This window comes from Chryseobacterium sp. SSA4.19, assembly GCF_022601875.1.
Taxonomy (GTDB): domain Bacteria; phylum Bacteroidota; class Bacteroidia; order Flavobacteriales; family Weeksellaceae; genus Chryseobacterium.
On sequence record NZ_JAKVIP010000006.1, the window covers coordinates 123,104 to 149,139 of the forward strand.

20 protein-coding genes are annotated in these 26,036 nt (G+C 37.9%); 9 read left to right on the plus strand and 11 right to left on the minus strand.

What is annotated here, in order from left to right:
- Positions 1-74: 74 nt before the first annotated feature.
- Both MKJ01_RS06050 and alaS read right to left on the minus strand, forming a co-directional pair.
- Entirely contained in the window at positions 75-2,558 is a 2,484-nt protein-coding gene (locus tag MKJ01_RS06050) for a hypothetical protein (protein WP_241612579.1), read from the minus strand.
- A 504-nt stretch (positions 2,559-3,062) separates the two neighbouring features.
- Entirely contained in the window at positions 3,063-5,666 is a 2,604-nt protein-coding gene (gene alaS / locus MKJ01_RS06055; protein WP_241612581.1) for an alanine--tRNA ligase, read from the minus strand.
- A gap of 167 nt (positions 5,667-5,833) precedes the next feature.
- Here alaS and MKJ01_RS06060 point away from each other — a divergent pair, with 167 nt between their 5' ends.
- The 3 genes from MKJ01_RS06060 (at position 5,834) to msrB (ending at position 8,627) form a co-directional block, all read left to right on the plus strand.
- Positions 5,834-6,808: a D-glycerate dehydrogenase gene (locus MKJ01_RS06060; RefSeq protein WP_241612582.1), complete on the plus strand. Its 975-nt coding sequence runs from the start codon at positions 5,834-5,836 to the stop codon at positions 6,806-6,808.
- 60 nt (positions 6,809-6,868) lie between these two features.
- The gene (locus tag MKJ01_RS06065) at positions 6,869-7,156 is read left to right on the plus strand and encodes a hypothetical protein (protein WP_241612584.1); all 288 of its coding nucleotides are present in this window, start codon (positions 6,869-6,871) and stop codon (positions 7,154-7,156) included.
- Positions 7,157-7,604: 448 nt separating this feature from the next.
- Positions 7,605-8,627, plus strand: a complete 1,023-nt coding sequence (gene msrB, locus MKJ01_RS06070) for a peptide-methionine (R)-S-oxide reductase MsrB (protein ID WP_241632535.1) — start codon at positions 7,605-7,607, stop codon at positions 8,625-8,627.
- Between the two features lie 109 nt (positions 8,628-8,736).
- On the opposite strand, the gene MKJ01_RS06075 is transcribed toward msrB, so the two are convergent.
- The 3 genes from MKJ01_RS06075 to MKJ01_RS06085 all read right to left on the minus strand — a co-directional run bounded on the left by MKJ01_RS06075 (position 8,737) and on the right by MKJ01_RS06085 (position 11,269).
- Positions 8,737-9,363, minus strand: a complete 627-nt coding sequence (locus tag MKJ01_RS06075) for a hypothetical protein (protein WP_241612586.1) — start codon at positions 9,361-9,363, stop codon at positions 8,737-8,739.
- A 155-nt stretch (positions 9,364-9,518) separates the two neighbouring features.
- A complete protein-coding gene (locus MKJ01_RS06080) occupies positions 9,519-10,364 on the minus strand; it encodes an ABC transporter permease (protein ID WP_241612588.1) in 846 nt (281 codons plus the stop codon).
- Positions 10,365-10,366: 2 nt separating this feature from the next.
- Entirely contained in the window at positions 10,367-11,269 is a 903-nt protein-coding gene (locus MKJ01_RS06085) for an ABC transporter ATP-binding protein (RefSeq protein ID WP_241612590.1), read from the minus strand.
- Positions 11,270-11,431: 162 nt separating this feature from the next.
- Here MKJ01_RS06085 and MKJ01_RS06090 point away from each other — a divergent pair, with 162 nt between their 5' ends.
- The 3 genes from MKJ01_RS06090 to MKJ01_RS06100 all read left to right on the plus strand — a co-directional run bounded on the left by MKJ01_RS06090 (position 11,432) and on the right by MKJ01_RS06100 (position 14,822).
- Positions 11,432-12,787 (plus strand): AAA family ATPase, encoded by a 1,356-nt coding sequence (locus MKJ01_RS06090; RefSeq protein WP_241612591.1) that lies wholly within the window; start codon positions 11,432-11,434, stop codon positions 12,785-12,787.
- A 132-nt stretch (positions 12,788-12,919) separates the two neighbouring features.
- Positions 12,920-14,032 carry a peptide chain release factor 2 gene (gene prfB / locus MKJ01_RS06095; RefSeq protein WP_241612593.1) on the plus strand — a complete coding sequence of 371 codons (1,113 nt, stop codon included), beginning with the start codon at positions 12,920-12,922 and terminating at the stop codon, positions 14,030-14,032.
- An 85-nt stretch (positions 14,033-14,117) separates the two neighbouring features.
- Positions 14,118-14,822: a DedA family protein gene (locus tag MKJ01_RS06100; protein ID WP_241612595.1), complete on the plus strand. Its 705-nt coding sequence runs from the start codon at positions 14,118-14,120 to the stop codon at positions 14,820-14,822.
- A gap of 64 nt (positions 14,823-14,886) precedes the next feature.
- Here MKJ01_RS06100 and MKJ01_RS06105 read toward each other — a convergent pair whose 3' ends face one another.
- Complete coding sequence (locus MKJ01_RS06105) at positions 14,887-15,759, minus strand: alpha/beta hydrolase (protein ID WP_241612597.1); 873 nt, start codon at positions 15,757-15,759, stop codon at positions 14,887-14,889.
- A 253-nt stretch (positions 15,760-16,012) separates the two neighbouring features.
- Here MKJ01_RS06105 and MKJ01_RS06110 point away from each other — a divergent pair, with 253 nt between their 5' ends.
- The 3 genes from MKJ01_RS06110 (at position 16,013) to MKJ01_RS06120 (ending at position 19,553) form a co-directional block, all read left to right on the plus strand.
- On the plus strand, positions 16,013-16,912 hold the full coding sequence (locus MKJ01_RS06110; RefSeq protein WP_241612599.1) for a DUF808 domain-containing protein: 900 nt from the start codon (positions 16,013-16,015) through the stop codon (positions 16,910-16,912).
- 58 nt (positions 16,913-16,970) lie between these two features.
- Complete coding sequence (locus tag MKJ01_RS06115) at positions 16,971-17,894, plus strand: acyltransferase family protein (protein WP_241612600.1); 924 nt, start codon at positions 16,971-16,973, stop codon at positions 17,892-17,894.
- 81 nt (positions 17,895-17,975) lie between these two features.
- Positions 17,976-19,553 (plus strand): T9SS type A sorting domain-containing protein, encoded by a 1,578-nt coding sequence (locus MKJ01_RS06120; protein WP_241612601.1) that lies wholly within the window; start codon positions 17,976-17,978, stop codon positions 19,551-19,553.
- 99 nt (positions 19,554-19,652) lie between these two features.
- Here the strand turns inward: MKJ01_RS06120 and dnaJ are convergent, their stop codons facing one another.
- The 5 genes from dnaJ to proS form a co-directional block, all read right to left on the minus strand.
- A complete protein-coding gene (dnaJ, locus tag MKJ01_RS06125; RefSeq protein ID WP_241612602.1) occupies positions 19,653-20,774 on the minus strand; it encodes a molecular chaperone DnaJ in 1,122 nt (373 codons plus the stop codon).
- A 79-nt stretch (positions 20,775-20,853) separates the two neighbouring features.
- On the minus strand, positions 20,854-21,390 hold the full coding sequence (locus MKJ01_RS06130) for a nucleotide exchange factor GrpE (protein ID WP_241612603.1): 537 nt from the start codon (positions 21,388-21,390) through the stop codon (positions 20,854-20,856).
- A 265-nt stretch (positions 21,391-21,655) separates the two neighbouring features.
- Positions 21,656-22,990 (minus strand): Nramp family divalent metal transporter, encoded by a 1,335-nt coding sequence (locus tag MKJ01_RS06135; protein WP_241612604.1) that lies wholly within the window; start codon positions 22,988-22,990, stop codon positions 21,656-21,658.
- A 107-nt stretch (positions 22,991-23,097) separates the two neighbouring features.
- On the minus strand, positions 23,098-24,399 hold the full coding sequence (locus MKJ01_RS06140) for an OmpA family protein (protein ID WP_241612605.1): 1,302 nt from the start codon (positions 24,397-24,399) through the stop codon (positions 23,098-23,100).
- 125 nt (positions 24,400-24,524) lie between these two features.
- A complete protein-coding gene (gene proS, locus MKJ01_RS06145) occupies positions 24,525-26,000 on the minus strand; it encodes a proline--tRNA ligase (RefSeq protein WP_241612606.1) in 1,476 nt (491 codons plus the stop codon).
- Between the last annotated feature and the right edge of the window lie 36 nt (positions 26,001-26,036).

Below are 26,036 nucleotides of genomic sequence, written 5' to 3' on the forward strand. Positions count from 1 at the left end.
ATTAGAATAAGTTCTAAAAACCTGCCATTATTATAACTTTCAATTTTCTCTTTTAGAAATGGATTTAAATGATCTTAATTCAGGACATTAAACCTGAATTTTATCCCGAAATTATCTTTGAACTGGGAAGTCTGATAATGTCCAAGCCTGTAAGAAAAGCCTACACCGAAATTCCTGCCCAGGAACCTGTTCCAGATAAATCCGACTTCCTGGTAATAATGATCCAAAACATGAAAATCAAACTGATGGTCTGCTCTGTTCTTCATATTGCCTATCGCTGACTGGTATTCAAGTTCAATGCTGGAATATCTGCTGCCAAAGGTTTTAAACCTGAATGGCAGGGATTGTGTAATTTTAAATGCGGCAAATCGGTCTGCAAAATAAGTTCCTGCCGGCATGGTCGTAAACCCGAGATTAGACGGCGTGCTGATATTGGAATACCAGTGATCCGGATTTCTGTCGTTCTGACCTGCAATTTCAAAGTTCTTCCAGATCGGAGCCATTCCTGAAGAAATTCCACCGAAAAGTTTAATATTGGTATACCCCAATTTTGATCTGAACTGATGAATAATCAAGGCATCTGCCCTGTAATAATCTAAATTTCCGCCCAGTATTTCAAAACCTTTTTCGAAGTTTACATACGCTTGTGGAAAACTTTTTTCATAAGTGTATTTTCCGCTTGGTGTCATGATGTTTTTATCATTCGGAGAGAATTTAAACGACAGGGTAGCGCTTGTATTGTCGAATTGGTTGCCTAAATTTTTATAGTTGTAATCAAAAAGAGCCTGTTGCTTTTCTTTATTCACAGCAATCTTCATACTTAAAGAATTCGAAATATCATATATGTAAGATGCTTCCCACTTCTGATTCTTATAGAAATTCGCGTTGTGAAGATCAAGATTCAGGTCATTTACTTTCATCATCATGTCCCACATCGTATTGCTGAATCTTCCTGCCGCAAAGACATCATCTACATAATCAACCCTGAAAACAGAAGTTCTTTTATCAGATAATTTTATGTCTAAACCTAAACCATACTTCCAGGTATGATCTTTAAACCCGTAACCGAAATAAGCATCGGGTGAAAATGTTTTGTTGAATTTTTCATTCAGTTTCAGTCCCGCTCCCAAACGAACGCCTTGGTATTTATCGTAACTGAAAAGCTTGGTAATGTCAAAATCAATCATTTTATAACGGAGATTCCCCCTGAGCAATTGGGTTAGAAAACCAAGCTTCTTTTCAAAATTATGTTTATCTACAAAGCTGTCGATTTTCGTGTAGGTTGCGCTTTCTCTTGCGGTAAGACTGTCGGTTCTGTATTTGTCCAGAAGACTTCCGTCAGAATTTTTCATTTCCAGAGAATAGCCTTTAAAATCTGAAGCTTTCTGCTCCTCATTCAGTTTAAAATCAAAAAAACGGTTGGTTACATAGAGGTAATTCCCAAACGTTTTCTGGTTATACTTCTGTCGTTCACTGAGATGCTGACCTTTTTTTAAACTGTCGGTTTTTACGCTGTCTTTCTTTGAAACATTAAAAGTCTGGTCGCCCATTTTCAGTTTAATATCTTCATAATCCAAAAACCATTTTCCGTTAATCGGTTTCCAGACAGAAACAATATCGCCTTCATTTCTTTTTTTGTTGGCACTTTCAAACTTTTTCAAGGCATACGTCTCAGAATCGACATAGATTTTCCCGTTGAACTTTCTAGGATTTTGTCTTTTCTTGTCTGTAATTTCCTTGAATTTAATGATATACGTTTTTCTGCCATCAAGCTGTAAGGTATCGGAAAGATAAAAATTAAACAGTTTTCTGTTCTCAGGTAGTAACTGTCTCGGTGTTCGGTCAAGATTGGAAATATTAATCGCCAGAGCTTCGTAGATCGGATTTTTAAAACCCGACATCCTATTATCGATAATATTGGTTTTTTCGCCAAAACTTTTAGAATACTTGTATTCTGTGGCTTTTTCCCATAGGAACATCTGGCTTTCCTGTGAAGCATTCAGGAAATCTTCAGCAATCAGCGAATCTTTTATTTCTTTCTCTTTCTGCTTAACTTCTGTTTTCTCTACTCTTGAGAGAGAATCTTTTCGGACGGCTAAGAAGTTTTTAAAGGTATCGACAGAATCCTTATCAACATCGATAGAAAATTTAGTATACGATTTAAAATCGTAAGAATCCAGAGACTTTGGAGAGTTATCTTTGGCTCTTTTATTCAATTCATCCAAAATCCTCAAGGCTCTCGGATCGCTTTTGTCCTGGATCACCACGCGGTCGATCGTGCTCATTTTATCAGACAATGGCTGCATCGAAACATCTATTGTTTTCTTTACCTCAACTAAAGCATCTTCATAATTGCTGGCCAGGATTTCTACTTTCTTACATTTTGTTTTGAAATTCAGGATACCTTCCTGGTTTGTTTTTCCCAACAGGTTGTCATCACAATATACTGCAGCATCCTGTATTGGCTGTCTGCTGTTTTTGTTAAATACCTTAAGCTGAGTCTGGCTGAAAAACAGTACTGTAAAAAATAAAAATAGAGGAGATAGAAATTTTGCCATTAGTTTTTTATTGATAGGACAAAACTATTGATAAGAATGTTACAAAACGACAACAGAAAATATAATCTTTTGTTAAAAATAAAATCTTCTGTATTTCAATGGAGTACTGCTGATTTTTCTATTTTTCAATTCCTGAAAGAATGGAAAAAGGAATTTATTTAAGAGTTTTTAAGGCTTTGAAAAGTAAAAACTATTTCTGGAATTTAACTTCCGTTAGTTCGAGTAAAAATTATTTGAAAAACAATTTTGTATGGAGAGCTTAATGTTTTTCGCAGCGCAGCGGAGAAAAATGTATCAAGACCGGTGAGCCGAAGTGCAAAATTTTCTCCCAATCACAAACTTCCCGATACAAGTTTTTGCAAAACTCTACTTGAGGTGACGGAGGATTGATTTTATAAAACCAACGATCCCTTTCAATTTGAAAGGGATCGTTGGTTAAATTAATTTCTAATAGTAGAATCTAATCTTTATCAATGACCGTAATCGGTAATAGTGGTATTGGAATTAAATATTCAACGCTTTCTGATACGCATTTTCCAGTCCGTCAAGATTCTTTCCTCCTGCTGTTGCAAAGCCCGGATTTCCGCCGCCGCCGCCCTGGATTTCTTTGGCTAAGTCTTTAATGAGTGCTCCGGCCTGATAAATTCCTGCCAAATCATCGGAAACGCCAACGGTAATCATCGGTTTTCCGTCTGCGTCAGACAGGATAACCGTTATTGAAGTCGGGATTTCTTTCTTCAGCTGGAAGACAATATCTTTTACCGAACCGGCATCTAAGGAAGTTCTTTTTACCAAGAGCAATTTATCGCCTTTTTGCTCGTAAGCTCCTTTCCAGTCACCGATTTCTCCTTTTGCTTTTTCTTTCTTCAATGCATCCACTTCAGATTTCAAAGAAGCATTTTCTTCCATCAGCTTTTCAATGGATCTTACAATATCTTTAGATTTCAGCAATTGAGAAAGTTCGGTGACCTGTTTTTCTAAATTTTTGAAATACTCTTCAGATTTATCGCCTGAGATCGCTTCGATCCTTCTGATTCCTGCCGCGGCGGAGCTTTCAGAAACAATTTTAAAATGACCGATCTCAATGGTATTTTTTACATGGGTTCCTCCACAAAGTTCTTTTGAACTTCCGAACTGGATCATCCTTACATTGTCACCGTATTTTTCACCGAACAATGCCATAGCACCTTTATCCAGAGCTTCCTGAATCGGGATATTTCTGAATTCCTGTAATGCAATGCTTTCTTTAATCTTACGGTTTACTTTTTCTTCCACCGAAGCCAGTTCTTCTTCCGTCATCTTACTGAAATGCGAGAAGTCGAAACGCAGATAATCCGGGCCAACGAATGAACCTTTCTGCTCAACATGGGTCCCCAGAACGTCTCTCAAAGCTTCATGCAACAAGTGAGTAACAGAGTGGTTCGCCTGAGAATTTTTTCTGTCGTTTTCATTTACTTTAGCATAGAATAAAGCCCCTGCATCTTTAGGAAGGCCATTGATCAGAGAAATGATCAATCCGTTTTCCTTTTTGGTTTCCAGGACTTCAAAATGTTCCGTAGCGTTTTCAAGAAGCCCTTTATCACCGATCTGTCCTCCGCCTTCCGGATAAAAAGGGGATTCGCTTAATACGACCTGGTAAAATTCGCCGTCCTTGTTTTCTACTTTCCGGTATTTTGTAATATAGGTTTCAGACTCTGTCTTGTCGTAACCGACAAAATTTTCTGCTCTTTCTTCCAGCGTTACCCAATCGTATACTTTCTGGGCAGAATCTTCTTTTGAACGCAGTCTCTGCTTTTCTCTTTCCGCTTTGAAACCTTTTTCGTCGATGGTCAATCCTTTTTCTTCAGCAATAATTCTTGTTAAATCATCCGGGAATCCGTACGTGTCATACAATTCGAACACTTCTTCGCTTGGTAAAACTTTCAGATTATTATCAATCGTCTGCTGAATTAACTTTTCAACTCTGATTAGTCCTGTTTCAATCGTTTTTAAGAAAGACTCTTCTTCACTTTTAATCACTTCAGTGACAAGATTTCCCTGTTTTTCAAGCTCAGGGAAGAATGCTCCCATTTGCTCCTGGAGAACGGCCACCAATTTATAAAGGAAAGGTTCTTTCATGTCCAGGAATCTGTAAGAATAAGAAATTCCTCTTCTCAAAATTCTTCTGATCACGTACCCGGCACCTCCGCTTGAAGGCAGCTGTCCGTCTGCAATGGCAAAAGCAACCGCTCTGATGTGATCTACCACCACACGGATGGCGATATCTTTTTCGTTTTCTAAAACGCCTGTATATTTTTTATCTGAAAGTTCTTCAACTTTAGCAATTAAAGGTGTGAATACGTCAGTGTCATAGTTTGAGGATTTCCCCTGAAGCGCCATACAAAGACGTTCGAATCCCATTCCTGTATCTACATGTTGCGCAGGAAGTTTTTCTAATGATTTGTCAGCCTTTCTGTTGAATTCCATGAAAACGAGGTTCCATACTTCCACTACCTGAGGATGGTCGTTATTAACCAAATCTAATCCTGAAACTTTAGCTTTTTCTTCCGGAGTTCTCAAATCCACATGAATTTCCGAACATGGCCCGCACGGTCCGCTTTCACCCATTTCCCAAAAATTATCTTTTTTGTTTCCATTGATAATACGGTCTTCAGAAATATGGGATTTCCAGAAATCATAAGCATCCTGGTCTCTTTCCAGATTTTCGGAAGCGTCACCTTCAAAAATAGTGACATATAAATTATCTTTCGGAATGCCGTAGACCTCCGTTAATAGTTCCCAGGCAAAAGCAATAGCATCTTTTTTGAAATAATTCCCAAAAGACCAGTTTCCAAGCATTTCAAACATGGTGTGGTGATAGGTATCTCTGCCCACATCATCGAGGTCATTATGCTTTCCTGAAACCCTCAGACACTTTTGTGTGTCGGCAATTCTCGGGGCAGTAGGCGTTTTGTAGCCTAAGAAGAAGTCTTTGAACTGCGTCATCCCTGAATTGGAAAACATAAGGGTGGGATCGTCTTTCAGCACGATAGGCGCCGAGGGAACAATCAGGTGGTCTTTACTTTTAAAATAATCTAAAAATTTCTGACGAATCTCTTGTGATGTCATAAGTATAGGTATTGCTTTGCTTAATCAATTTGATAAGATGCAAATTTAGGATTTTTTACTGAAACCCGTAACAAATAAGGAAAGCCATAATCTTTAAGTTATATACTATCCGGATGGTTTGCTTTTTGATCCTAGAATATTGTTTTTAATAAAATACTATAAGCTATATGAAAGTATTCGTCAATAAAAGGATTCCTGAAGAAGGAATCAAAATGCTGGAGGAAGCAGGCCTGCAAGTTTTTATTCCGGAACATGAAAACCTGTCTCATGAAGAGTGGTTGGGCTACTGTAAAAGCCATGATATGATTTTAAGTGTGGGAGCCGATTTTAAATATAATCAGGATTTTTTTAATGAATGTCCTAATATAAAAGCGATTGCCCTGTATTCCGTAGGTTTTGACCATGTAGACATAAAAGAAGCAGTACAGAGAAATATTCCGGTTGGGAATACGCCTGATGTTTTAAGCAAGGCAACTTCCGATGTGGCATTTCTGCTAATGCAGTCCGTTGCACGAAGGGCAAGCTATAATTTTGAAAAAGTGAAAGCCGGGAATTGGGGAGATTTTGATCCGCTACATGCGTTGGGCCAGGAACTTTATGGGAAAACACTGGGAATTTTCGGGCTGGGAAGAATAGGTATTGAAATGGCGAAAAAATCAAAGGCTGCTTTTGATATGGAGATTATTTATCACAACCGTCACCACAACGAGCAAGCGGAAAAAGAACTGAATGCCCGCTATGTTTCCTTTGAGGAATTGGTTGCCGCTTCCGATGTGCTGAGCATCCACGCAAATTTCAAACCTGAGCAGAAAGAGCTTTTTAACCGTTCTGTTTTTGAAAAAATGAAAGAGAATGCTATTTTTATCAATACGGCAAGAGGTGGTTTTCACCATCAGAAAGATTTATATGATGTATTGGCCGAAAAGAAAATCTGGGGTGCCGGGCTTGATGTTACAAACCCAGAACCGATTTTTAAAGATGATCCTATTCTGGAACTGTCCAATATATGTGTGCTTCCGCATGTAGGCTCAGCAACCATAGAAGCGAGAACCGAAATGGCAAAGCTGGCTGCTGAAAATCTGATCGCTGTTTCTAAACATGAGAAAATGCCGTCCTGTGTCAATCCTGAGATATATTCCTGATATAAACCGTGATTGGAATTATTTTTGTTTAATTATTATCCAACACTAAATACAATGATTATGCATGAAAATAGCGAACAAGAACAAGAAAGAAGACTGGAGCAGAGAGAGTATACAGCCAATGAAGATATTTTCAATCAGGAAGAACATATTCCGATTGACGGAGATGGAAAACCCATTTTTCATGAAGATGCAGATGAAGACACATTAGACAAAGGTCTTGATATCCCCGGAACTGATCGTGAAGCCGGAACCAATGATATCGGTGAAGATGAGGAAAACAGCTATTGGGGTTTAAGTGATAATGATGATGATCATGAAGAACAGAATGATGATCTGATGCGTTAACAGAAAACCTTAACTATGTATTATGAACCTTGCTTTATCAGTGAGGTTTTTGTTTGTGGAATTTTAGATGTAAAACTAATTGTTCTATTTGTAAACTCTTTTTTTATCTGACCAAACAGTTTTTAAACAATATAATAATCTGCTTAATCAGTATATTAAATGCCTGCAAAAAAGCAATTTTCTAAAACCGTTTATCTCTGTTTTTCGTATATACAATTGAACGGAAACGGTTAGTTATCCTATAATTGTGATAGATAGTATCATTGTGAAGTTTTTATTATTTAGTGTGAAATTTGCATAGTGATGAAGCACTTAAAAGATATCCGAAGAGGTTTGTTTAAATTAAAATGAAATGAATAAAAAAATAAAAATGAAGAATATATTAGTACTTCTCGGAGTCATTCTGGGAATAGGAGTATTTGCTATGGGTTGCGGAGATTCTAAAAAGATGAAGGCTGCCGGGATTACAAAAGAAAATGAGAACATTATGAACAATAAAAATGTAAAAGAAGTCTACTTTGCCGGAGGTTGTTTTTGGGGAACCGAACACTTTTTTCAACAGGTCCGAGGAGTCGTGGGAACAGAAGTGGGCTATGCCAACGGAAATACTAAAAATCCTACTTATGAAGAAGTGGTAAGCCATACCACAGGTTTTGCAGAAACGGTAAAGGTAAAATATGACCCTGAACAAGTCGATCTGAAACTGTTGATTGGTCTATATTTTAAAACCATTGATCCTACCAGTATTGACCAACAGGGAAATGACAGAGGAAATCAGTACAGAACAGGAATTTACTCAAGCGATAAAGAAACGGAGGCTATTGTGAAGGCGGAAGTGGCAAAACTGGCTAAGAATTACAACAAACCTGTTGTTGTGGAAACTATCCCTCTAAAAAACTTCTATAAAGCAGAAGATTATCATCAGGATTACCTGGATAAAAATCTGGGAGGCTACTGCCACATTGAACCGGGATTATTTGAAATGGCGAGAAATGCCAACCCGCCGAAAAAGGAAACAAAGTACCAGAAGCAGGATAAAAAAGTATTAAAGGAAAAACTGACTTCAGAACAGTATAAAGTAACTCAGGAAAACGGTACGGAGATGCCTTTTAAAAATGAATACTGGGATGAAACCCGCGAAGGTATTTATGTAGATATTACGACGGGCGAGCCCTTGTTTATTTCTACCGATAAGTTTGAGTCGGGTTGTGGCTGGCCGAGTTTTTCCAAGCCGATCACCAAAAAGCTGGTGGAAGAAAAATTAGACAGAACCGCAGGCATGACCAGAGTTGAGGTGAGGAGTAAAACGGGCGATGCGCACCTTGGGCACGTCTTTAATGATGGCCCTGAGGATAAAGGTGGTCTTCGTTACTGTATCAACAGTGCTTCTTTGAAATTTATTCCGAAAGCGGAAATGAAAGAAAAAGGCTACGGAGAATATCTGAGTTTGCTTGAAAAAGATAAAAAATAGTGTGTTTTAAGTGAAAGTGATTGAAGGGCTGCCGAAAGGCAGTCTTTTTTTTAAAGTACATTCAATCAATACAAAATATGGCAATGTGGAATTAAGAATTTTATTCTAATTATTGTAATTGAAACCTTTCTTTAATACTTAACATTGAAATGTTTAGAAATAATAAAAATCCTAAGATGAGATAATAGGATTGCTTAGGGAGATGACCTACAAATGTTTCAGGCATAATTATATTTAAAGTACCCTTTTTGAAATCATCTATATAAACTACACAACCTTCAATGACATCATAACTTCTTTCAGATATATTCGGATCTTTATACATATGAACCGCAAAAAAATGATTGGTTTTTCCAATATCCACTCCATAAGTTTCCTGTTTAGCCAGTTTCATCGCATCAATTAAGGCGATAAAATCCTGATAATTATTTTTATCTCCGATTATAAATTCAATTCCTGTTTCTTTTTTATTTTTTGCCTGAAGTGTTTTTAATTCAGAAACATAATAGGATTGGTTTTGCAGAGCCGTGTTGGGTTGGACGATAATCTTTTTATAATTCCAGTCTCGAAACGGTTCAAATGTATTATCAAAATCATCGCTGTAATTATGTTTTGCAGGAAGCCCTAAATCCATCACCATATACTGTGGATGAACTCTCTGATTTCCGTAATACCAGAACAGAACAGGAATCAGTAAAGCACTTATTAATCCCGGAACATAATATATTTTCTTCATGGATATCGTTTTTGATAAAATTAATGAAAAAATCAATTCGTTCATTTTCTGCATAACAAAAAAGTGATCCGAAAACGAATCACTTTCAAAACAATCTTCAAATATGAAGGCAATTATCTTTAATATTTAAATCTTTAATTTTTTAATCAGAAAGCTTACCAGTCTCTTTTTCTTAAAATCCAGTACGATCCGAAGATGAAAATTCCACACCACACCAGGCAGGCAATCATGCTTTCCGTAGGATAGTGGAATTCGTATTTCATTCCCATCATCTTGGCCATATTCAGCCTCATCATCGGATTAGGGATAAGGCTCGACATACTTTCAAGCGGTAATAGATGAGTGAAAAAAAAGTCGTTCTGAAGAACCTCGTTTCTCTGAGGTCCCTGAAGTCCTTTTACTTTGGTAAATACTTCTACCGCTGATAAAATTCCTTCGGCAATCCAGAATACAAATAAAGCAAGAAATACAAAAACCGATTTTCTCAGGAGAATCGAAAGGAACATCAGGAAACAGAAAAAAGTGAACAGTTTTACAAAATAATTTCCAATAAAGAAAATTTCTCTGAAAACAGCTTCGGAAGCTGTGGTTTTAGAATAATGATATCCCAGAAACATGGTAATGGCAAAGACCATAACTGTGGAAACAATAGTGAAAATAGATATGGTTAATAGCTTTGAATTGATAAATTCTGTCCTGCTCAGTCCGTCAATCGTATTCTGTTTAAACATCCGGTTGCTGAATTCCTGGCAGATGGAAAAAACAATAATCAGCCCCAGGAATATTTTAAGAAGAGCAACAATCCACGTTGTAAAATTCCAGATTTCAGGGAAGTTATAGATGCCTTCCTCTTTCAGATTGATGGTTCCTCCAAAAAGATCAAAATCAATTAACCCGATGAAGAGCAATGCAATAAGAATCACAAAGTAAAGTGCCGTAAAAATCTTGAAGGGCCTGTAATTCAGATTTTTGTAATATTCTAGTTTTAATAGTTTGGTCATGATTAATGCGTGTTTTTTACAAGTTCAAGGAATTGGGATTCAAGAGACATTTTCTTTTTATTCAGATGAGAAAGGTAAATTCCTTTTTCAGCCAGCTTCTGATTAAGAAGGGATGCAGAGATTGAGGCATCATCCCGGATCTGGGCTTTCAGCACATCGCCTTCCTGTTTTACGGAAGTGAACCATTGAAGTTCTTCCAGCGCACTCATCAGTAAAGTATTATTGTCTGCCTTTAACTCAAAATATCCATTGTTCGTAGTGATTTCATCCACTCTTCCCGAATAAATGGCATTTCCTTCCTTTAAAACAATCACATGGCTGCAAATCTTTTCAATTTCATCCAGAAGGTGACTGGCAATAATGATGGTAATGCCCTGCTTGGCGATATTGCTGATGATTTCGCGGATCTGGATAATTCCTTCAGGGTCAAGTCCGTTGGTAGGCTCATCCAGAATCATAACCTCAGGGTTGTTAAGCATGGCAGAAGCAATGGCGAGACGCTGTTTCATTCCTAAAGAAAAAGTTTTAAACGTATCTTTTTTTCTGTCTAAAAGATTTACTGTTTGTAAAACTTCATCAATTCTTTTGTGGGGTGTTCCCTTGATTTCAGCTACAATTTTAAGATTGGTCTCTGCACTCAGGTAAGGATAGAAATTCGGCTGTTCGATGATGGCTCCTATTTTTTTAAGCGTATCCGGATCAGTTCCCTTTTTTCCGAACCAGTACCATTCTCCGCTTGTCGGGTTAATGGTAGAAAGCAGCATTCCGAAAGTAGTGGATTTCCCGCTTCCGTTCGGGCCTAAAAGTCCGTAAACGTTCCCTCTTTCTACATCAAAGGAAATATTGTTGACTACGGTTCTCCTGAATTTTTTAGTCAGATTCTTGACAGATAAAATTTTTTCCATGTAATTTGTTTTACTCTATAATAGTCTCTGGAGGTTGTGAATTGTTACAAAACCGTTTCATAAATACTTTGGATCGATTATATTTGTTTCTTACTTAAAATCAATTCAAACGGTTTCCTGATTTCTCAAAATTCATTATATTTATTGTATTAATAGGTAATTATGAAATTGATTGAACTTGCTCAGGAGCTTGAAGTATCTGCCGAAGCCATCAAACAGTTTATCCAGGATTTTGATCTTGAACTTGGTGAATGCATCAGCACGAATTTTGAAGTAAAAAAGGATTTTGAAAAATTCGCCCGTGAAAATATAGACTTTTTAAAACGTTATGAAAAAGATCTGGGTAAAATAAAAACACCGGATCAGATTGCCGATAAAATCAATCAGCCAAAAGAAAAAGTAGAAGAAGCCATAAAGGAAATAACCCCGAATATTTTCGACAACGGGTTTTTTAAATCTTCCGTTTCAAGTTACGGCATAGACAATAAACTGGGTGGAAACTATCAGTTTGTCTACAACTATTTCGGCCATACCACCAGCCTTCAGAAAAGAGATTTTATAGGATACCGCGATCTGTTTTTCTTTATTTCCGGTGTTCTAGAGCCTTTTATAAATCCGCAGCAGATCAAAGACTGGGGAATCAATAAGCCGGTAGGAATTATTTTATATGGTCCTCCGGGGAGCGGTAAGATTTTCTGGGCTAAAAAGATTGCGGAAATTATAGGGTATCAGTTTAAAGAAGTAAAAAAACATTATCTGGGAACCTCTTTTATAGACGGAAATCAAATCAATTTCAATGATTTTCTGGTAACCATGATGAAAGAAGATAAAGTCATGCTGTTCCTTGATGATTTTGATGAAATTATGATGGCAAGAAAAGCGGAAAATAATATTGCTTCCTGTAATCTTGAAACCCAGGAGATTATTCTTCATTACATTTCAAAATTCGAACAGGAAAATGTCCTGATGGTGGGTTCTGCCACTTCTGTTTCAGATATCGATGAAGAAATCATTGCTCCGGGAAGGTTCGATGTTATGATTCCGGTATTTCCGCCTAACCTTGCAGAACGGTCGGAGATTATCCTGTATGCCATGACCAAAAATCTGGACAAGGATTCCCTTTTATATAAAATTTTAAAAAATAATAAGGCAGACCAGATTCCTTTCTGGAATGGAGTTTCCTCCAGTATGAAGGTATTCAGCAATACCATGCTGATCGATTTTACTCAAAGCCTGAAGAAACGGATCAAACATCTGTATTACAAAACCGGAAATGAAAAACTGAAGATTGATAAAACTCTTCTTGATGGAGCTTTGCGTGACGCGGCCGGAAAACTTACAGGGGAATATTTAGATCAGATAGCAGAATTTTTAAGAGATGTTTCCATCAATAACGCTGACCAATTCCAATACAGGATGCATGGTTTAAAGGCTGAACTGGACTCTTACAAAGCGGTAGAAGAACCTAGAAGAATCATTGGTTTCCATCACAATGACGAAGAAAAGCCGAAACATTAATTAGTAATAGGAATCAATTAATAGATCCTGGATACAGATTTGCGGAATAAATACATCATTGACCGCTCAGAAGAAATGTGTTATCTCCTGTTTTAAACAAATATCCGTATTTTTGCCAAAAATAAAATATTCGTGATCAACAACGACCATATAAAAGAAACACAATCGAGAATTAAAGACCTGCATAAGTACCTTCAGATCGATAAGAAGAAGATAGAAATTGCCAATGATGATGAGAAAACTGCCGCACCGGAATTCTGGGATCACCCGAAAGATGCGGAAGCGTTTTTAAAGCAGCTACGCTCCAAGAAAAAATGGGTGGAAGCTTATGATGAAATTAGTACACAGTTCGAAGATTTGCAGGTACTGGCGGAGTTTGCAAAAGAAGATCCTGATTCTGAAAAAGAGCTGGATGAAACATTCCCCAATCTGGTTGAAAAAATCGAAGATCTGGAATTTAAAAACATGCTCTCCAATGAAGGCGATGAGCTTTCTGCCGTTTTACAGATTACCGCAGGTGCCGGAGGAACGGAAAGTTGCGACTGGGCGTCCATGCTGATGAGAATGTATACCATGTGGGCAGAAAAGCAGGGCTATAAAATCCGTGAGCTGAACTTTCAGGAAGGTGACGTTGCAGGGGTAAAAACGGTGACTTTGGAAATTGAGGGCGAATTTGCATTCGGGTACCTGAGAGGGGAAAATGGTGTTCACCGGCTGGTGAGGATTTCACCTTTTGATTCCAACGCAAAGCGGCATACGAGCTTTGTTTCGGTGTACGTGTATCCATTGGTAGATGACACCATTGAAATCAATATCAATCCTGCAGATATCAGTTTTGAAACGATGAGGTCTTCGGGTGCAGGAGGGCAGAACGTGAACAAAGTTGAAACCGCTGTGCGTCTTCGTCACGCTCCGACAGGGATCATCATTGAGAACTCCGAGTCCCGTTCACAGCTTCAGAACAAGGAAAAAGCAATGCAGTTGCTTCGTTCAAGATTGTATGAAATGGAGCTGGAAGAACGCCTGAAAGCCCGTAATGAAATTGAAGCCGGCAAAATGAAGATCGAATGGGGAAGTCAGATCAGGAACTACGTATTGCACCCTTATAAATTGATAAAAGATGTAAGGTCAGGATATGAGACTTCTGATGTGGATTCTGTCATGAACGGGAATATCACTCCTTTCCTGAAAGCGTTTCTGATGGCTGATGGAACGGCGGTTTCTGATGATGATATGGAATTATAGATGCCTAGTTTAATTTTAGTTAAAATCTTATAATATATTTCCTTTTGATCTTTATTAAGCTTATTTTTGTTACTTATCAAAATGTATGGAAGATTTCAATAATTGGAAAGATTTATTAAACCCGGAATTTTATATAGATAACGGTGGATTTTGGTTGATTTTATTCATTGTGTTTGCCGAAACGGGTTTATTTATAGGCTTCTTTCTTCCTGGAGATTCTTTGCTTTTCGTGTCGGGGATTTATGCGGTTAAGATTATTTCTGAAACTTTCGGATCCACGGGCAGTGATTTTTTAGATACTACCATTCTGGCTTCATGCGTAGCCATTGCAGCAATTATCGGCAATGAGATAGGATACTATTTCGGGCTTAAAACCGGCCCTGCCCTGTACAAAAAGAAGGATACGATGCTTTTTAAGAAAAAATATCTGTATCAGGCTCATGATTTCTTTGAAAAAAACGGCGCATTAGCGATCATTATGGCAAGATTTTTACCGGTGGTGAGGACATTTACTCCTATTGTTGCCGGGATTGTAAGGATGAATAAAAAAGAATTCCTCAGAGATAATATTATCGGAGCGGTACTTTGGTCCTTTCTCTTGATCTTTGCAGGTCATTATCTGGATAAACTATTCATGGATCAGTTTGGGATTGACCTTAAAAAGAAACTTGAACTTATTATCATCGTTATTGTACTGGTTACCACCTTGCCGATTATTATTAAATTCCTATTCGGTAAAAAGCAGGATTTTTCTAAGTACGAGAATCATAACTTCGATGAAGAGAAATAAATAAGATAAAAATGAATAACCAACCTGTTCCTTTGAGCAGGTTATTTTTTTATTAATAAATCATTCAATTCCTGATCCATTCCAGGATATTAGGGTAAATAATACTCTCTCTCTTTCTTTTGCTGAAAAACCGCGGAACGTGTCCTGTATTTTCCATAAAAATTAATTTGTGGGGAATGTTTTGTGCTGTTAAAGCGGAATCCAGAGCCAGACCTTGCTTCTGATTAACTAAAAAATCCGTATTTCCCTGAAATAAGAGGGTAGGGACATGACAAACATTATATAGAGGACTTGCTTTCTTAAATTCTTCAGACAGATTCTTACGGTCAAATTTTTCGCCTACCATTTTCTGAATGGTCGGTGAAGAATATTTCGAATAAAAAGAGTGCAGGTAACTTGGAGAATAAAAGTCTGTAGGGCCACTGAGAGAAATGATTTTTTTGACTTGTTCCGGATGCTGATAGCCATATAACAAAGACAGATGCCCTCCGGAACTTTCTCCCAATAGAATATAATGATCAGGCTGAAGTTCAGCTTTTCCCGCCAATTCATTGAATTTTTCGATCGCAGACCGGATATCTTCCAACTGTTCCCGGTAAGTGATTTTTTTTGATTTTGAAACCAGCCTGTAATTCATATTGATACTCGGAATATGATTCTTAAAAAGCATTTTCTGAATCTGGATCATGTGTTCTTTTTTTCCCAGGCTCCATGCACCACCATGAACAATGAGGATGACAGGAGAATTTTCAGGATAACCGGATGGAAGAAAAACATCCATCTTCTGCTTTTTATGTGCTCCGTATTTCAGGTTGTAGATTTTTTGCTCATTGTCCGTACCCACCCAAACTTTGAATTTTCTTGTATTACAAGAACTCAACGCAAAGCTAATTAATCCTAAAACAAAAAAATGGTATTTGAGAATCAGCTTTTTCATAGAATAAATGTACTGAAAATATATACAGAACGGCAGTTTACAATCATGATATTAAACAGGATAGAGATATTCGATGATCATTAATTCATAGTTCTAATTTTATTATAGCAATATTAATTATTTTAAAAACACTTAAGATATTTGTATCACCAACGCTTAATATAATTTTTAAAACCTTTATCCAACTACAATATAAGTCGAATTAAATAATTATTTTTGCCTTTAACAATTATTAAAAAAATATTAAAAACGTATGGCATCTGGTTTTTTTGCAATCTTAGATGATATCGCAGCACTGATGGATGATGTAGCGGTTACGAGTAAAATAGCCACTCAGAAAACGGCAGGGATTCTGGGGGATGATCTTGCGGTAAATGCTGAAAAAGCGACGGGATTTCTTTCTTCCCGGGAATTACCGGTATTGTGGGCCATCGCCAAAGGTTCATTTATCAATAAGCTTATTATTTTACCTGTTGTTTTTTTAATTAACTGGCTGTACGCTCCCGCAATTAATTATGTGCTGATTCTAGGAGGATTATATTTATCTTTTGAAGGCGTTGAGAAGATCATAGAATTTCTTTTCCACCGTTCCAAAGAAGGACATGAGGTTGTGGAAGAAGTGGAAGTAACCGAAAAAAATTCAGAGGAAATAGAAAAAACTAAAATTAAATCTGCTATTACCACAGATTTTATTCTATCGATTGAGATTGTCATTATTGCTTTGGGAACAGTGCTGGAAGAAAGCCATCCTTTCATTACGCAAATTCTGGTCACCAGTTTGGTGGCGTTTATTGCTACGGTAGGCGTATACGGGATTGTTGCTTTAATTGTAAGAATGGATGATGCGGGCTTTAAACTGATTAAAAAAAGCAATGATAAAGGATTTTTCGGGAAATTGGGACATCTGTTGGTAAAAGCTTTACCGATTGTTATCAAAGCATTGGGAGTGATCGGAACGATTGCTCTGATTATGGTTGCCGGTGGGATTTTTGCACACAGGATAGATTATTTTCACCATTTTTTACCGTCCTGGTCTTCCAGTAAAATTCTTACCATCCTGAAAGAAGTTATTTTAGGACTTGCAGGCGGATTGATTGCGGTTGCTCTTTTCACGATGGGAAAAGGGATGATATCTTTGGTGAAACGTAAATAATTTAGTTTAAATTTGGAATATATAAAGCTTATGAACCGATCATAAGCTTTTGATTTTTATGAGAAGTTTATCCATTGATATCCTGAAAATTATACTGGCGGCATTTGTCGTTTGCCTTCATCTGCACATCCTGCGCGATTCTTATCCTTCGTTGAGCTATGTTTTTGTCAACGGGCTTTTCCGGATTGGGGTGCCGGTATTCCTGATTATTTCCGGTTACTTTTTTTTCTTTATCGATGATATTTCCAGATTGAAAAAGTGGTCGTTCAGAATATTTTTACTGTATATCATTTGGTCGGCGGTGTATATTCCTTTTTGGAAAGAAGATGACCGCTTTGTGCTGAATATTCTGTTTGGCTATCATCATTTATGGTATCTGATCGGGACTTTTTTTGCGGGATTGCTTTTATTTATGCTAAGGAAAATTCCGGTTGGAATATTAACGGCTGTCATTTTGTTTCTTTTTTGTTCCGGATATGCCATTCAGTATTTGGCAAACTCACATTATTTCAACGGTGAACCTGACACCTTGCTCAATTTATTTCCTACTTACAGAAACTTCTTGTTTGTTTGCTTTCCGTTTTTGGGAATCGGTTTTTTAATTAGAAAATTAGAAATCGATATCAAACAGAAGCCTTCCGCTTTAGTGGTATTTATTTCGGTTGGTCTCGTTGTTTTTGAAGCTTTTTTGAATTATAGAGTTTTTAGTTTAAGCCGGAAAGAAAGTGTTGATTTATTATTTTCACTGCTCATCGCATGTCCTTTATTGTTTTTATATTGTAAAAACATCATCATAAAAACGGATTCTAAAATTTTAGCAAGCCTTTCAACAGCGATCTATCTGATTCATCCATTGGTTATAGAATTTGTTTATAAATCGAATACAATCACATCCTTTCAAAATGTAGTTTTTATAATTCTTTTAACGGCAGCAAGTTTACTTTTGGTTTTTATGAACAGAAAAATAAAGTATTTGTTGTAACCTGAATATAATGATCCGTTATTTGAGAAATTCGGTTACAGAAACCTTATTTTATTGAATTATATTTGCAAAAATTTAGATATGATAAAAAAAATATTTTTTACTTCTTTTTTATTCTCTGTTTCACTTTCAAACGCGCAGGTTCTTGATACAACCTTCGGTACAGATGGATATAATTTTACAAATCCATCAACGGTTTGGGACAGATCCGGCGATATCTTTGTAGAGCAGGATAACAGTATGGTTATTTTAGGAAATATAGGGCCGGGAGCTAAGCGGGCAATGTATAAATTGAATGCCAACGGGAGTACGGATTCTTCTTTCGGAAGTAACGGAACAACAATTACTCAAAATCAATCTTCTCACTTCCAGATTCTTAAATTAAGTAATGGTAAATATCTTACCATAGGAAGTGTAGGCTATATGTATAATCAGAATTTTTTTACAGAAAGATTCAATGCTGATGGAACTTTGGATACATCTTTTGGAGATAATGGAAAGGTTGCTGTAAATATGGGATATCCTGTTACTGTAGAAACTATTGATATGGCTTACAGTGCTGTTGAACTGCCGGATGGAAAGATAATTTTATGCGGCTGGGCAGAATACAATTATCCGAAGAAAAGATCGTGTCTGCTTAAATTGAATCAGGACGGGACTGTTGATACGACCTTTGGAACAAACGGAAAGGTATATTTCACATTGAATACCGGACTATCACAAGAAAGAGCAAACGGGATGAATATATTTTTATGGAATAATAAATTAATTGTTGCAGGAAGAGGAAGAATTACCGATACAAGTGAAAATCCTTCGGGAATAAATGACATGTATGTGGTAAGGTTAAATCTTAATGGGACTTATGACACAACATTCGGTAACAATGGGAAATTTATTTTTAATTTGGGATATTACTCTGATTATGGAGCTGCAGTCCAGGATACAAACGGAAATGTTTATATGACCGGTTGGTTGTCTGCTAATTCCACATCACAGACCTGGGTAGCTAAAATAAGCCCTGACGGACAGCTTGTTACTGACTTTGGTAATAACGGAATTGTAAAGCGTAAGATTGTTGCAACAGCCCACTCTGAAGGTCCAAATACAATTGTTTTGGGGAATAACGGCATTTATATTGGAGGAAATTTTTACTTTCCTAGTGCAGTTTCAGATTATGACTGGATGTATTTAAGTAAATTTAATTTTGACGGTGAACCTGATCTATCCTTTGGTACAAACGGATTATTTCGACTGTCGGGCGGTAATTTTATTGTCCGAAGAATGTTTGGGATGAAATTCGATAATAATAGAAGATTAATCGTGACAGGAGACTCTAATCACAGCGACAGGCAATTTTCGGCAGCCAGGATCTTAATCAGTAATGAAACCCTGAATATTTCAGAGATCAGCAAAAATGATTTGGATCTAAGCTTTTATCCTAATCCTGTTTCAGACTATTTATATACTGAATTAAAAAATAAAGAATCCATAGACAAGATAGACTTATATACTATGGAAGGACGGATACTAAACAGTTTGAATTATAAAACAGAAGGAACCCGAATAAAAGTTGATTTTCAAAGTGTTACAGCAGGAAACTATTTGCTAAAAGTAAAAACCGATAAAAAAACACGGACAATTAAAATTATTAAAAAATAACTTCACTGATGATAAAATATGGGCATAATATGCAGGTCATATTTTATAACTGTATTCAATAAAAAAGAGACTTAAATTTTTAAGTCTCTTTTAGTATGATTAGTTGAATAAATCTTTCACTTTATCAAAAAAAGTTTTTTCTTTTCCGGATGGTTCTGCAACCATTTCTCCGCTGTTCATCTGCTTTTCAAAGAACTCTTTCTGTTCCTTCGTAAGCTGCTGCGGTGTCCATACATTAATATGGATGAACATGTCGCCTTTTCCGTAGCTGTCGATGCTTGGAAGGCCTTTTCCGGCAAGCCGTAATATTTTTCCTGACTGTGTTCCCGGATCAACCGTAATCTTCACTTTTCCTCCCACTGTCGGAACTTCTTTTTTAGTCCCCAATGCTGCTTCTGCAAATGAGATATACAATTCCTGGTGCAGGTTGTCACCTTCTCTCTTGATAACACGGTCAATTTCCTCTTCAATAATTACCAAAAGATCTCCCGGAACACCACCGAAAGGTGCATCATTTCCTTTTCCTCTTACATTCAGCTGGATACCGTCTCTTGCTCCGGCCGGAATATTAATTGATATTTCCTCTTCATCTTTTATCAGACCCTGAGCATTGGCACCGGCCGGGATTTTATCGGCTACTTTTCCGATTCCCTGGCAGGTTCCGCAGGTGGTCTGGGTCTGCATCTGTCCGAACATGGTGTTCATCACTTTCAGCTGAACTCCGGAACCGCCGCAGGTAGGACAGGTTTTTGAAGTGGCGCCTTCTGCCATCTTCATCTTTTTAACTTTAATGGTTTTCTGGGTTCCGTTCACCATTTCTTCAAGGTTCAGTTTGATCCTGATTCTTAAATTGGAACCTTTCACCTGCTGACGGCCACCGCCGCCACCGCCAAATCCTCCGAAGCCACCACCGCCGAAAATATCGCCAAACTGGCTGAAGATGTCCTCCATATTCATTCCGCCGCCGAAACCGCCGCCTCCGAAGCCGCCGTTTCCGCCAACCCCGGCATGACCGAACTGATCATACCGTGCGCGTTTCTGTTCGTCGCTCAGGACTTCATAAGCTTCTGCCGCTTCCTTGAATTTATCTTCCGCTTCCTTATCACCAGGATTTTTATCAGGGTGATATTTAATCGCCATTTTGCGGTATGCTTTCTTTATTTCGTCGGCTGATGCAGATTTGCTGATCTCAAGAACCTCGTAATAATCTCTTTTTGACATGTTGTTATATGAGTAATTGGTAATGGATAATCGGTAATATTCAAAATTGCTTATTACTGATTACCCATTGCTTATGTTTTTAATTTCCTGTTATCACTTTAGCGAAACGGATCACCTTATCACCTAACGTATAACCGGTTTCAATAACATCTACGATTTTCCCTTTTAGGTCTTCCGAAGGAGCTGGGATCTGCGTGATGGCTTCATGAAAATCTACATTAAAGCTGTCTCCGGCTTTTACTTCCATTGTTTTTAAGCCTTTCTCGGTAAGTTTATTCTTGAATTTATTGTAGATAAGTTCAACACCCTGAAGATCAGCAGGATTGCCGTTTTTGGCAATTTCCTTTAAAGCCCTTTCAAAATCATCCAACACCCCAAGCATGGATACCATCATATCCTGGTTGGCATACTGGAAGAATTCCACTTTCTCTTTTGATGTTCTTTTTTTATAGTTTTCGAACTCAGCGTACAATCTGATGTAACGGTCTTTTTCGTCTGCCAAAAGTTCTTCAGCAGAAGGTTTTTCTGTCACTTTGTCTTCTGATACGGCTTCGTTCTGAATATTCGTTTCTTCCTGATTATTGATGCTTTCTTCGTTAATATCCTGGTTTTCCATAATTCAATATTTATTTTCATTAGTATTGACAAACATTCTGCCAAATAAAAAAGTGAGACATTTAGGCATAAAAGGATATTTACAAGTATTTTGATTGAAAAAACGGTATGTATTAAGGTTGATCATAAGATCAGGAGCTGTTTCGCGCTATCCACTCATACTCCTCGCACAGCCGCTTTATCCTCTGCCTGCTGTGGGGTAACCGTTACTATCGCGGCTAGTCAATTACCGCTACTGCAATAATCTTTGAGAATGTTAAATAAAATTACTCACCGAAAAATGTCTGGTAAAGAAGATAAAGATTTAAAATAATGATAATAAATGAAATAATCCAGACACAGATTTTTAGAAACGGTTTATTGAAAAATTCTCCCATTTTTGCTTTATCATTGGTAAACATCACCAATGGGACCACCGCAAAGCTTAGTTGCATCGATAAAATAACCTGGCTTAAGACCAAAAGCTCTGTAGTTCCTTCTTCTCCATAAAGAATGGCAACAATTAAAGCAGGAATTACAGCAATCAGTCTGGTAATTAAGCGTCGGAGCCATGGCTTTAACCTGATGTTTAAAAAGCCTTCCATTACAATCTGCCCTGCAAGAGTTCCTGTCAGGGTGGAATTCTGTCCTGAAGCCAGTAAAGCAACTGCAAAAACAATGCTTGCCATAGAAGCTCCCAGAATAGGAGTCAGCATTTTATAGGCATCATGAATATCTGCAACATCTTTATTGCCAGTAATGTGAAAAGTAGCAGCAGCTAAAATCAATATCGCACCATTGATGAAAAATGCAAGCATTAGCGAAACCGTACTGTCCAGAGTAGCAAATTTTATAGCTTCCTTTTTACCTTCCAAGTCACGCGTATAATCTCTGGTCTGAACAATACTGCTGTGCAGGTACAGGTTGTGTGGCATAACGGTGGCCCCCAGAATTCCGATCGCAATATAAAGCATTGCAGGGTTCCGAATGATTTCTGCTTTAGGGACAAGGCCTCCCAGCAGTTCATTAATAGCGGGCTTTGAAATCACAAGTTCATAAATAAAACAGGCGAGAATAATAAAAATTAATCCCCCGACAATACTTTCGATCCAGCGGAATCCCTTGGATTGCAGCAAAAGGATGATGAGAACGTCAACCGTAGTGATGACAATTCCCCAGGTTAAAGGGATTTGAAATAATAAATTTAAAGCAATCGCAGAACCGATAACTTCTGCAAGGTCACACGCGGCAATGGCAATTTCACAAAATACCCAAAGCATAAAATTGGTTTTGGGGCCGAAATGATCCCTGCAGGCCTGTGCTAAATCTCTTTCTGCAACAACACCCAGCTTCACGGATAAATGCTGCAATACCATGGCAAAAATATTTGAAATCAAAATGACGGAAAGCAGGGTATAACCGAATTGAGCACCTCCTGCAATATCAGTAGCCCAGTTTCCAGGGTCCATATATCCTACTGCAACCATAAGCCCAGGACCTGCAAAGGCCAGATATTTTCTCCAAAAACTTGCATTTTTAGGAATTTTAACTGATGAATATACTTCTGCCAAAGAATGGGAAGTCTTATCTTTTCGCCAGGCGTTCTTCAAATTTAGATTCATAGATGTTAGAAATGACTAACAAATATAGTTAAATAAATAAAAATTACAAAACATAAAGAGAATCCCGGAAAATTAATTTTCCGGGACTCAGGAATATATATGGAAGGTTATTTTGAAAACCTTACCGCCATTCTTCTGTCAGTGGCTCTTTCTGCATCTGAAGCAGAGGCATCCACGGTCGCAAATTCGCTTCCGTATCCGTCTGCTGCTGTTACCTGTGATCCTACGCCTTGTTTATCAAGCCAGGATTTAATGAAATTCGCTCTATCAGCAGATAATTTCATGTTTTTAGCTTCATCTCCGGTTTTATCTGTATATCCTCCTATTTTAATTTTTGCATCCGGATACGCTTTTAAGATAGCCACTAAATTTTGCAGCTGACCTTCTGATCCTGCTTCCAGCTGATTGGCGCTTCCCATTTTAAAATTTACATGGTCAAAATTATACCATTGTGTTTTCAGGGCTTCATCATCTTTAGCATTTTTATATCCGTCAGACTTAAGGAAACCAATCATCTGATCTTCCATTCCTCCTCTGTATCCTTTCAGTGCTGTTCCGTTTAAATCGATATCTTCATCTACTTTTGTGGCAGTAACCGTCTGCCCCGTTGCGTTCGCCGGAGAAGTTACGGTAGAAGTATCGGTTACTACATTTCCTGAATCGGTTGGAGTAGTCGTGATCGTAGTTTCTTTTTTCTCACATTGCTGCCAGATAAAGTAACCGGCTGCAATTAACAGTAGAAGCGGAAGAAGCCATTTCCAGATTGATCCTCCTTCATCAGTTTTTCTGTCAGGAAAGGTTCCTTCAGGAGCTACACTTCTTGTCACGTCAACTTTAGGTTCTTCATGAGCAGGAGCATTTATTTGGTCACGGTCATTATCAAATTTATATCTTGCATCCCAATCGCCCATGCTTAATGAAGCAAATGAAAGACCGGCAGGCAATAGTCCGGAAACATTTCCCTGCTGTTCTTTTAAAAGGTTTGAAATCCCTGTTTTATCTAAATTATTATCAGCAGCATATTTTCCTAAAGTTCCTACAGCAGCTGCCGTGACTACATTCAGTAAAGCTCCTGAAGAGTTATTGCTGATGCCGGCATACGTAGCAACGGCATTGATCAGTCCATTTAGTTTATCTCCGAAGATTGAAGATAATATGCCCGGGATATCAGATTGAGCAGAGGTTTCACCTAATATGTTTCCGGAAACTCCGTTTAATGAAGAACGGCTGATCGCATCCAGGACATGAGGATTGTCCGCATCGTTGGCAAGACCGCCAACAACAGCAGGTAACAAACCGCCTATCGCCTTAGAAATGCCTGATTCGCTTTCTCCGAACTGTGAAGCAGCCTGGGATACCAAAGCGGGACCCAATTGCCCTTTAATTAAATCAATGATGTTTAAAGACATAATAAATTATTTTGAGATTAATGTTCCTTACACCAATCAAAAACTTGTCCAATTTGGCTATTAAATAAAAAATCTTTATAAATTCATAGATTTATAAAGATTTTTTATATTATTTAAAAATGATCTTAGTAAGCTTTTGCAAATAGAACCCTTCGTTGTGACGGCTTTCCTGAAATCATGGATATCCCTGCTTCAATATCATCATCCAGAGGAATGCACCGTATCGTCGCTTTGGTTTCTTCCTTAATCTGCTCTTCTTCTTCAGCGGTTCCGTCCCAATGGGCATAAATAAACCCACCTTTTTCCTCTAGTATTGTTTTAAACTCTTCATAGCTGTCAGCTTTCGTCATATTCTCTTTTCTGAAGTCAGCTGCTTTCTTATAAAGGTCTTTCTGAATAGTTTGTAACAGGTCTTCAATGTACGAATCCAGTCCTTCGATAGAACGCACTTCTTTGGTCAGGTTGTCTCTTCTTGCAATTTCTACAGACTTGTTTTCAAGGTCTCTCGGGCCCATAGCGATTCGTACCGGAACTCCCTTGAGCTCATATTCTGCAAATTTCCAGCCTGGTTTGTTATGGGTATCATCATCAAATTTCACAGAGATGCCTTTAGCTTTAAGCTTAGCCTGGATGTCCAGGGCTACTTCACTGATTTGTGCCAGTTGCTCATCTCCTTTAAAGATCGGAACAATCACCACCTGGATCGGAGCGAGGGTCGGAGGCAGCACCAAACCGAAATCATCAGAATGCGTCATAATCAAAGCACCCATCAAACGGGTTGAGGTTCCCCATGACGTGGCCCATGCATGTTCAATTTTTCCTTCCTTATTGGTGAATTTTACATCAAATGCCTTGGCAAAATTCTGTCCTAAGAAATGGGAAGTTCCTGCCTGAAGAGCTTTTCCATCCTGCATCAGAGCTTCAATACAATAGGTTTCATCAGCACCTGCAAATCTTTCAGAAGGCGTTTTCAGTCCCTGGATTACTGGCATTGCCATGAAGTTTTCTGCAAAATCCGCATATACTTTATTCATTTTTTCAGCTTCCTCAACGGCTTCGTCCTTTGTCGCATGTGCGGTATGACCTTCCTGCCATAAGAATTCTGCTGTCCTTAAGAACAGACGAGTTCTCATTTCCCAACGCACAACGTTGGCCCATTGGTTGATCAGTATCGGTAAATCTCTGTAGGATTGGATCCAGTTTTTATAGGTATTCCAGATGATGGCTTCCGAAGTAGGACGGACGATAAGTTCCTCCTCCAGTTTGGCATCAGGATCCACAATCAGTTTTGACGGATTATCAGGATCTGTTTTCAGTCTGTAGTGTGTAACAACAGCACATTCTTTTGCAAAACCTTCTGCATTTTTCTCTTCGGCCTCAAATAAGCTTTTGGGTACAAACAGCGGGAAATAAGCGTTTACGTGACCGGTTTCCTTGAATTTTTTATCCATTTCATCACGCATTTTCTCCCAGATTGCATAGCCGTAAGGTTTGATTACCATGCAGCCTCTCACACCTGAATTTTCGGCCAAGTCCGCTTTTACCACCAACTCATTATACCATTTGCTGTAATCTTCGCTTCTTGAGGTTAATTTTGCCATTGTTTTTTTTAATTTTTTTAACTTTTTCCTATTATT

Coding starts and splice junctions, on each gene's coding strand:
- msrB (WP_241632535.1), top strand. CDS start 7,605: ATGAAGGCTGCCGGGATTACAAAAGAAAATGAGAACATTATGAACAAT.
- MKJ01_RS06050 (WP_241612579.1), bottom strand. CDS start 2,558: ATGGCAAAATTTCTATCTCCTCTATTTTTATTTTTTACAGTACTGTTT.
- MKJ01_RS06085 (WP_241612590.1), bottom strand. CDS start 11,269: ATGGAAAAAATTTTATCTGTCAAGAATCTGACTAAAAAATTCAGGAGA.
- MKJ01_RS06135 (WP_241612604.1), bottom strand. CDS start 22,990: ATGAATCTAAATTTGAAGAACGCCTGGCGAAAAGATAAGACTTCCCAT.
- MKJ01_RS06080 (WP_241612588.1), bottom strand. CDS start 10,364: ATGACCAAACTATTAAAACTAGAATATTACAAAAATCTGAATTACAGG.
- MKJ01_RS06075 (WP_241612586.1), bottom strand. CDS start 9,363: ATGAAGAAAATATATTATGTTCCGGGATTAATAAGTGCTTTACTGATT.
- MKJ01_RS06090 (WP_241612591.1), top strand. CDS start 11,432: ATGAAATTGATTGAACTTGCTCAGGAGCTTGAAGTATCTGCCGAAGCC.
- MKJ01_RS06065 (WP_241612584.1), top strand. CDS start 6,869: ATGCATGAAAATAGCGAACAAGAACAAGAAAGAAGACTGGAGCAGAGA.
- MKJ01_RS06060 (WP_241612582.1), top strand. CDS start 5,834: ATGAAAGTATTCGTCAATAAAAGGATTCCTGAAGAAGGAATCAAAATG.
- dnaJ (WP_241612602.1), bottom strand. CDS start 20,774: ATGTCAAAAAGAGATTATTACGAGGTTCTTGAGATCAGCAAATCTGCA.
- MKJ01_RS06100 (WP_241612595.1), top strand. CDS start 14,118: ATGGAAGATTTCAATAATTGGAAAGATTTATTAAACCCGGAATTTTAT.
- MKJ01_RS06140 (WP_241612605.1), bottom strand. CDS start 24,399: ATGTCTTTAAACATCATTGATTTAATTAAAGGGCAATTGGGTCCCGCT.
- MKJ01_RS06115 (WP_241612600.1), top strand. CDS start 16,971: ATGAGAAGTTTATCCATTGATATCCTGAAAATTATACTGGCGGCATTT.
- MKJ01_RS06105 (WP_241612597.1), bottom strand. CDS start 15,759: ATGAAAAAGCTGATTCTCAAATACCATTTTTTTGTTTTAGGATTAATT.
- alaS (WP_241612581.1), bottom strand. CDS start 5,666: ATGACATCACAAGAGATTCGTCAGAAATTTTTAGATTATTTTAAAAGT.
- MKJ01_RS06110 (WP_241612599.1), top strand. CDS start 16,013: ATGGCATCTGGTTTTTTTGCAATCTTAGATGATATCGCAGCACTGATG.
- MKJ01_RS06130 (WP_241612603.1), bottom strand. CDS start 21,390: ATGGAAAACCAGGATATTAACGAAGAAAGCATCAATAATCAGGAAGAA.
- proS (WP_241612606.1), bottom strand. CDS start 26,000: ATGGCAAAATTAACCTCAAGAAGCGAAGATTACAGCAAATGGTATAAT.
- MKJ01_RS06120 (WP_241612601.1), top strand. CDS start 17,976: ATGATAAAAAAAATATTTTTTACTTCTTTTTTATTCTCTGTTTCACTT.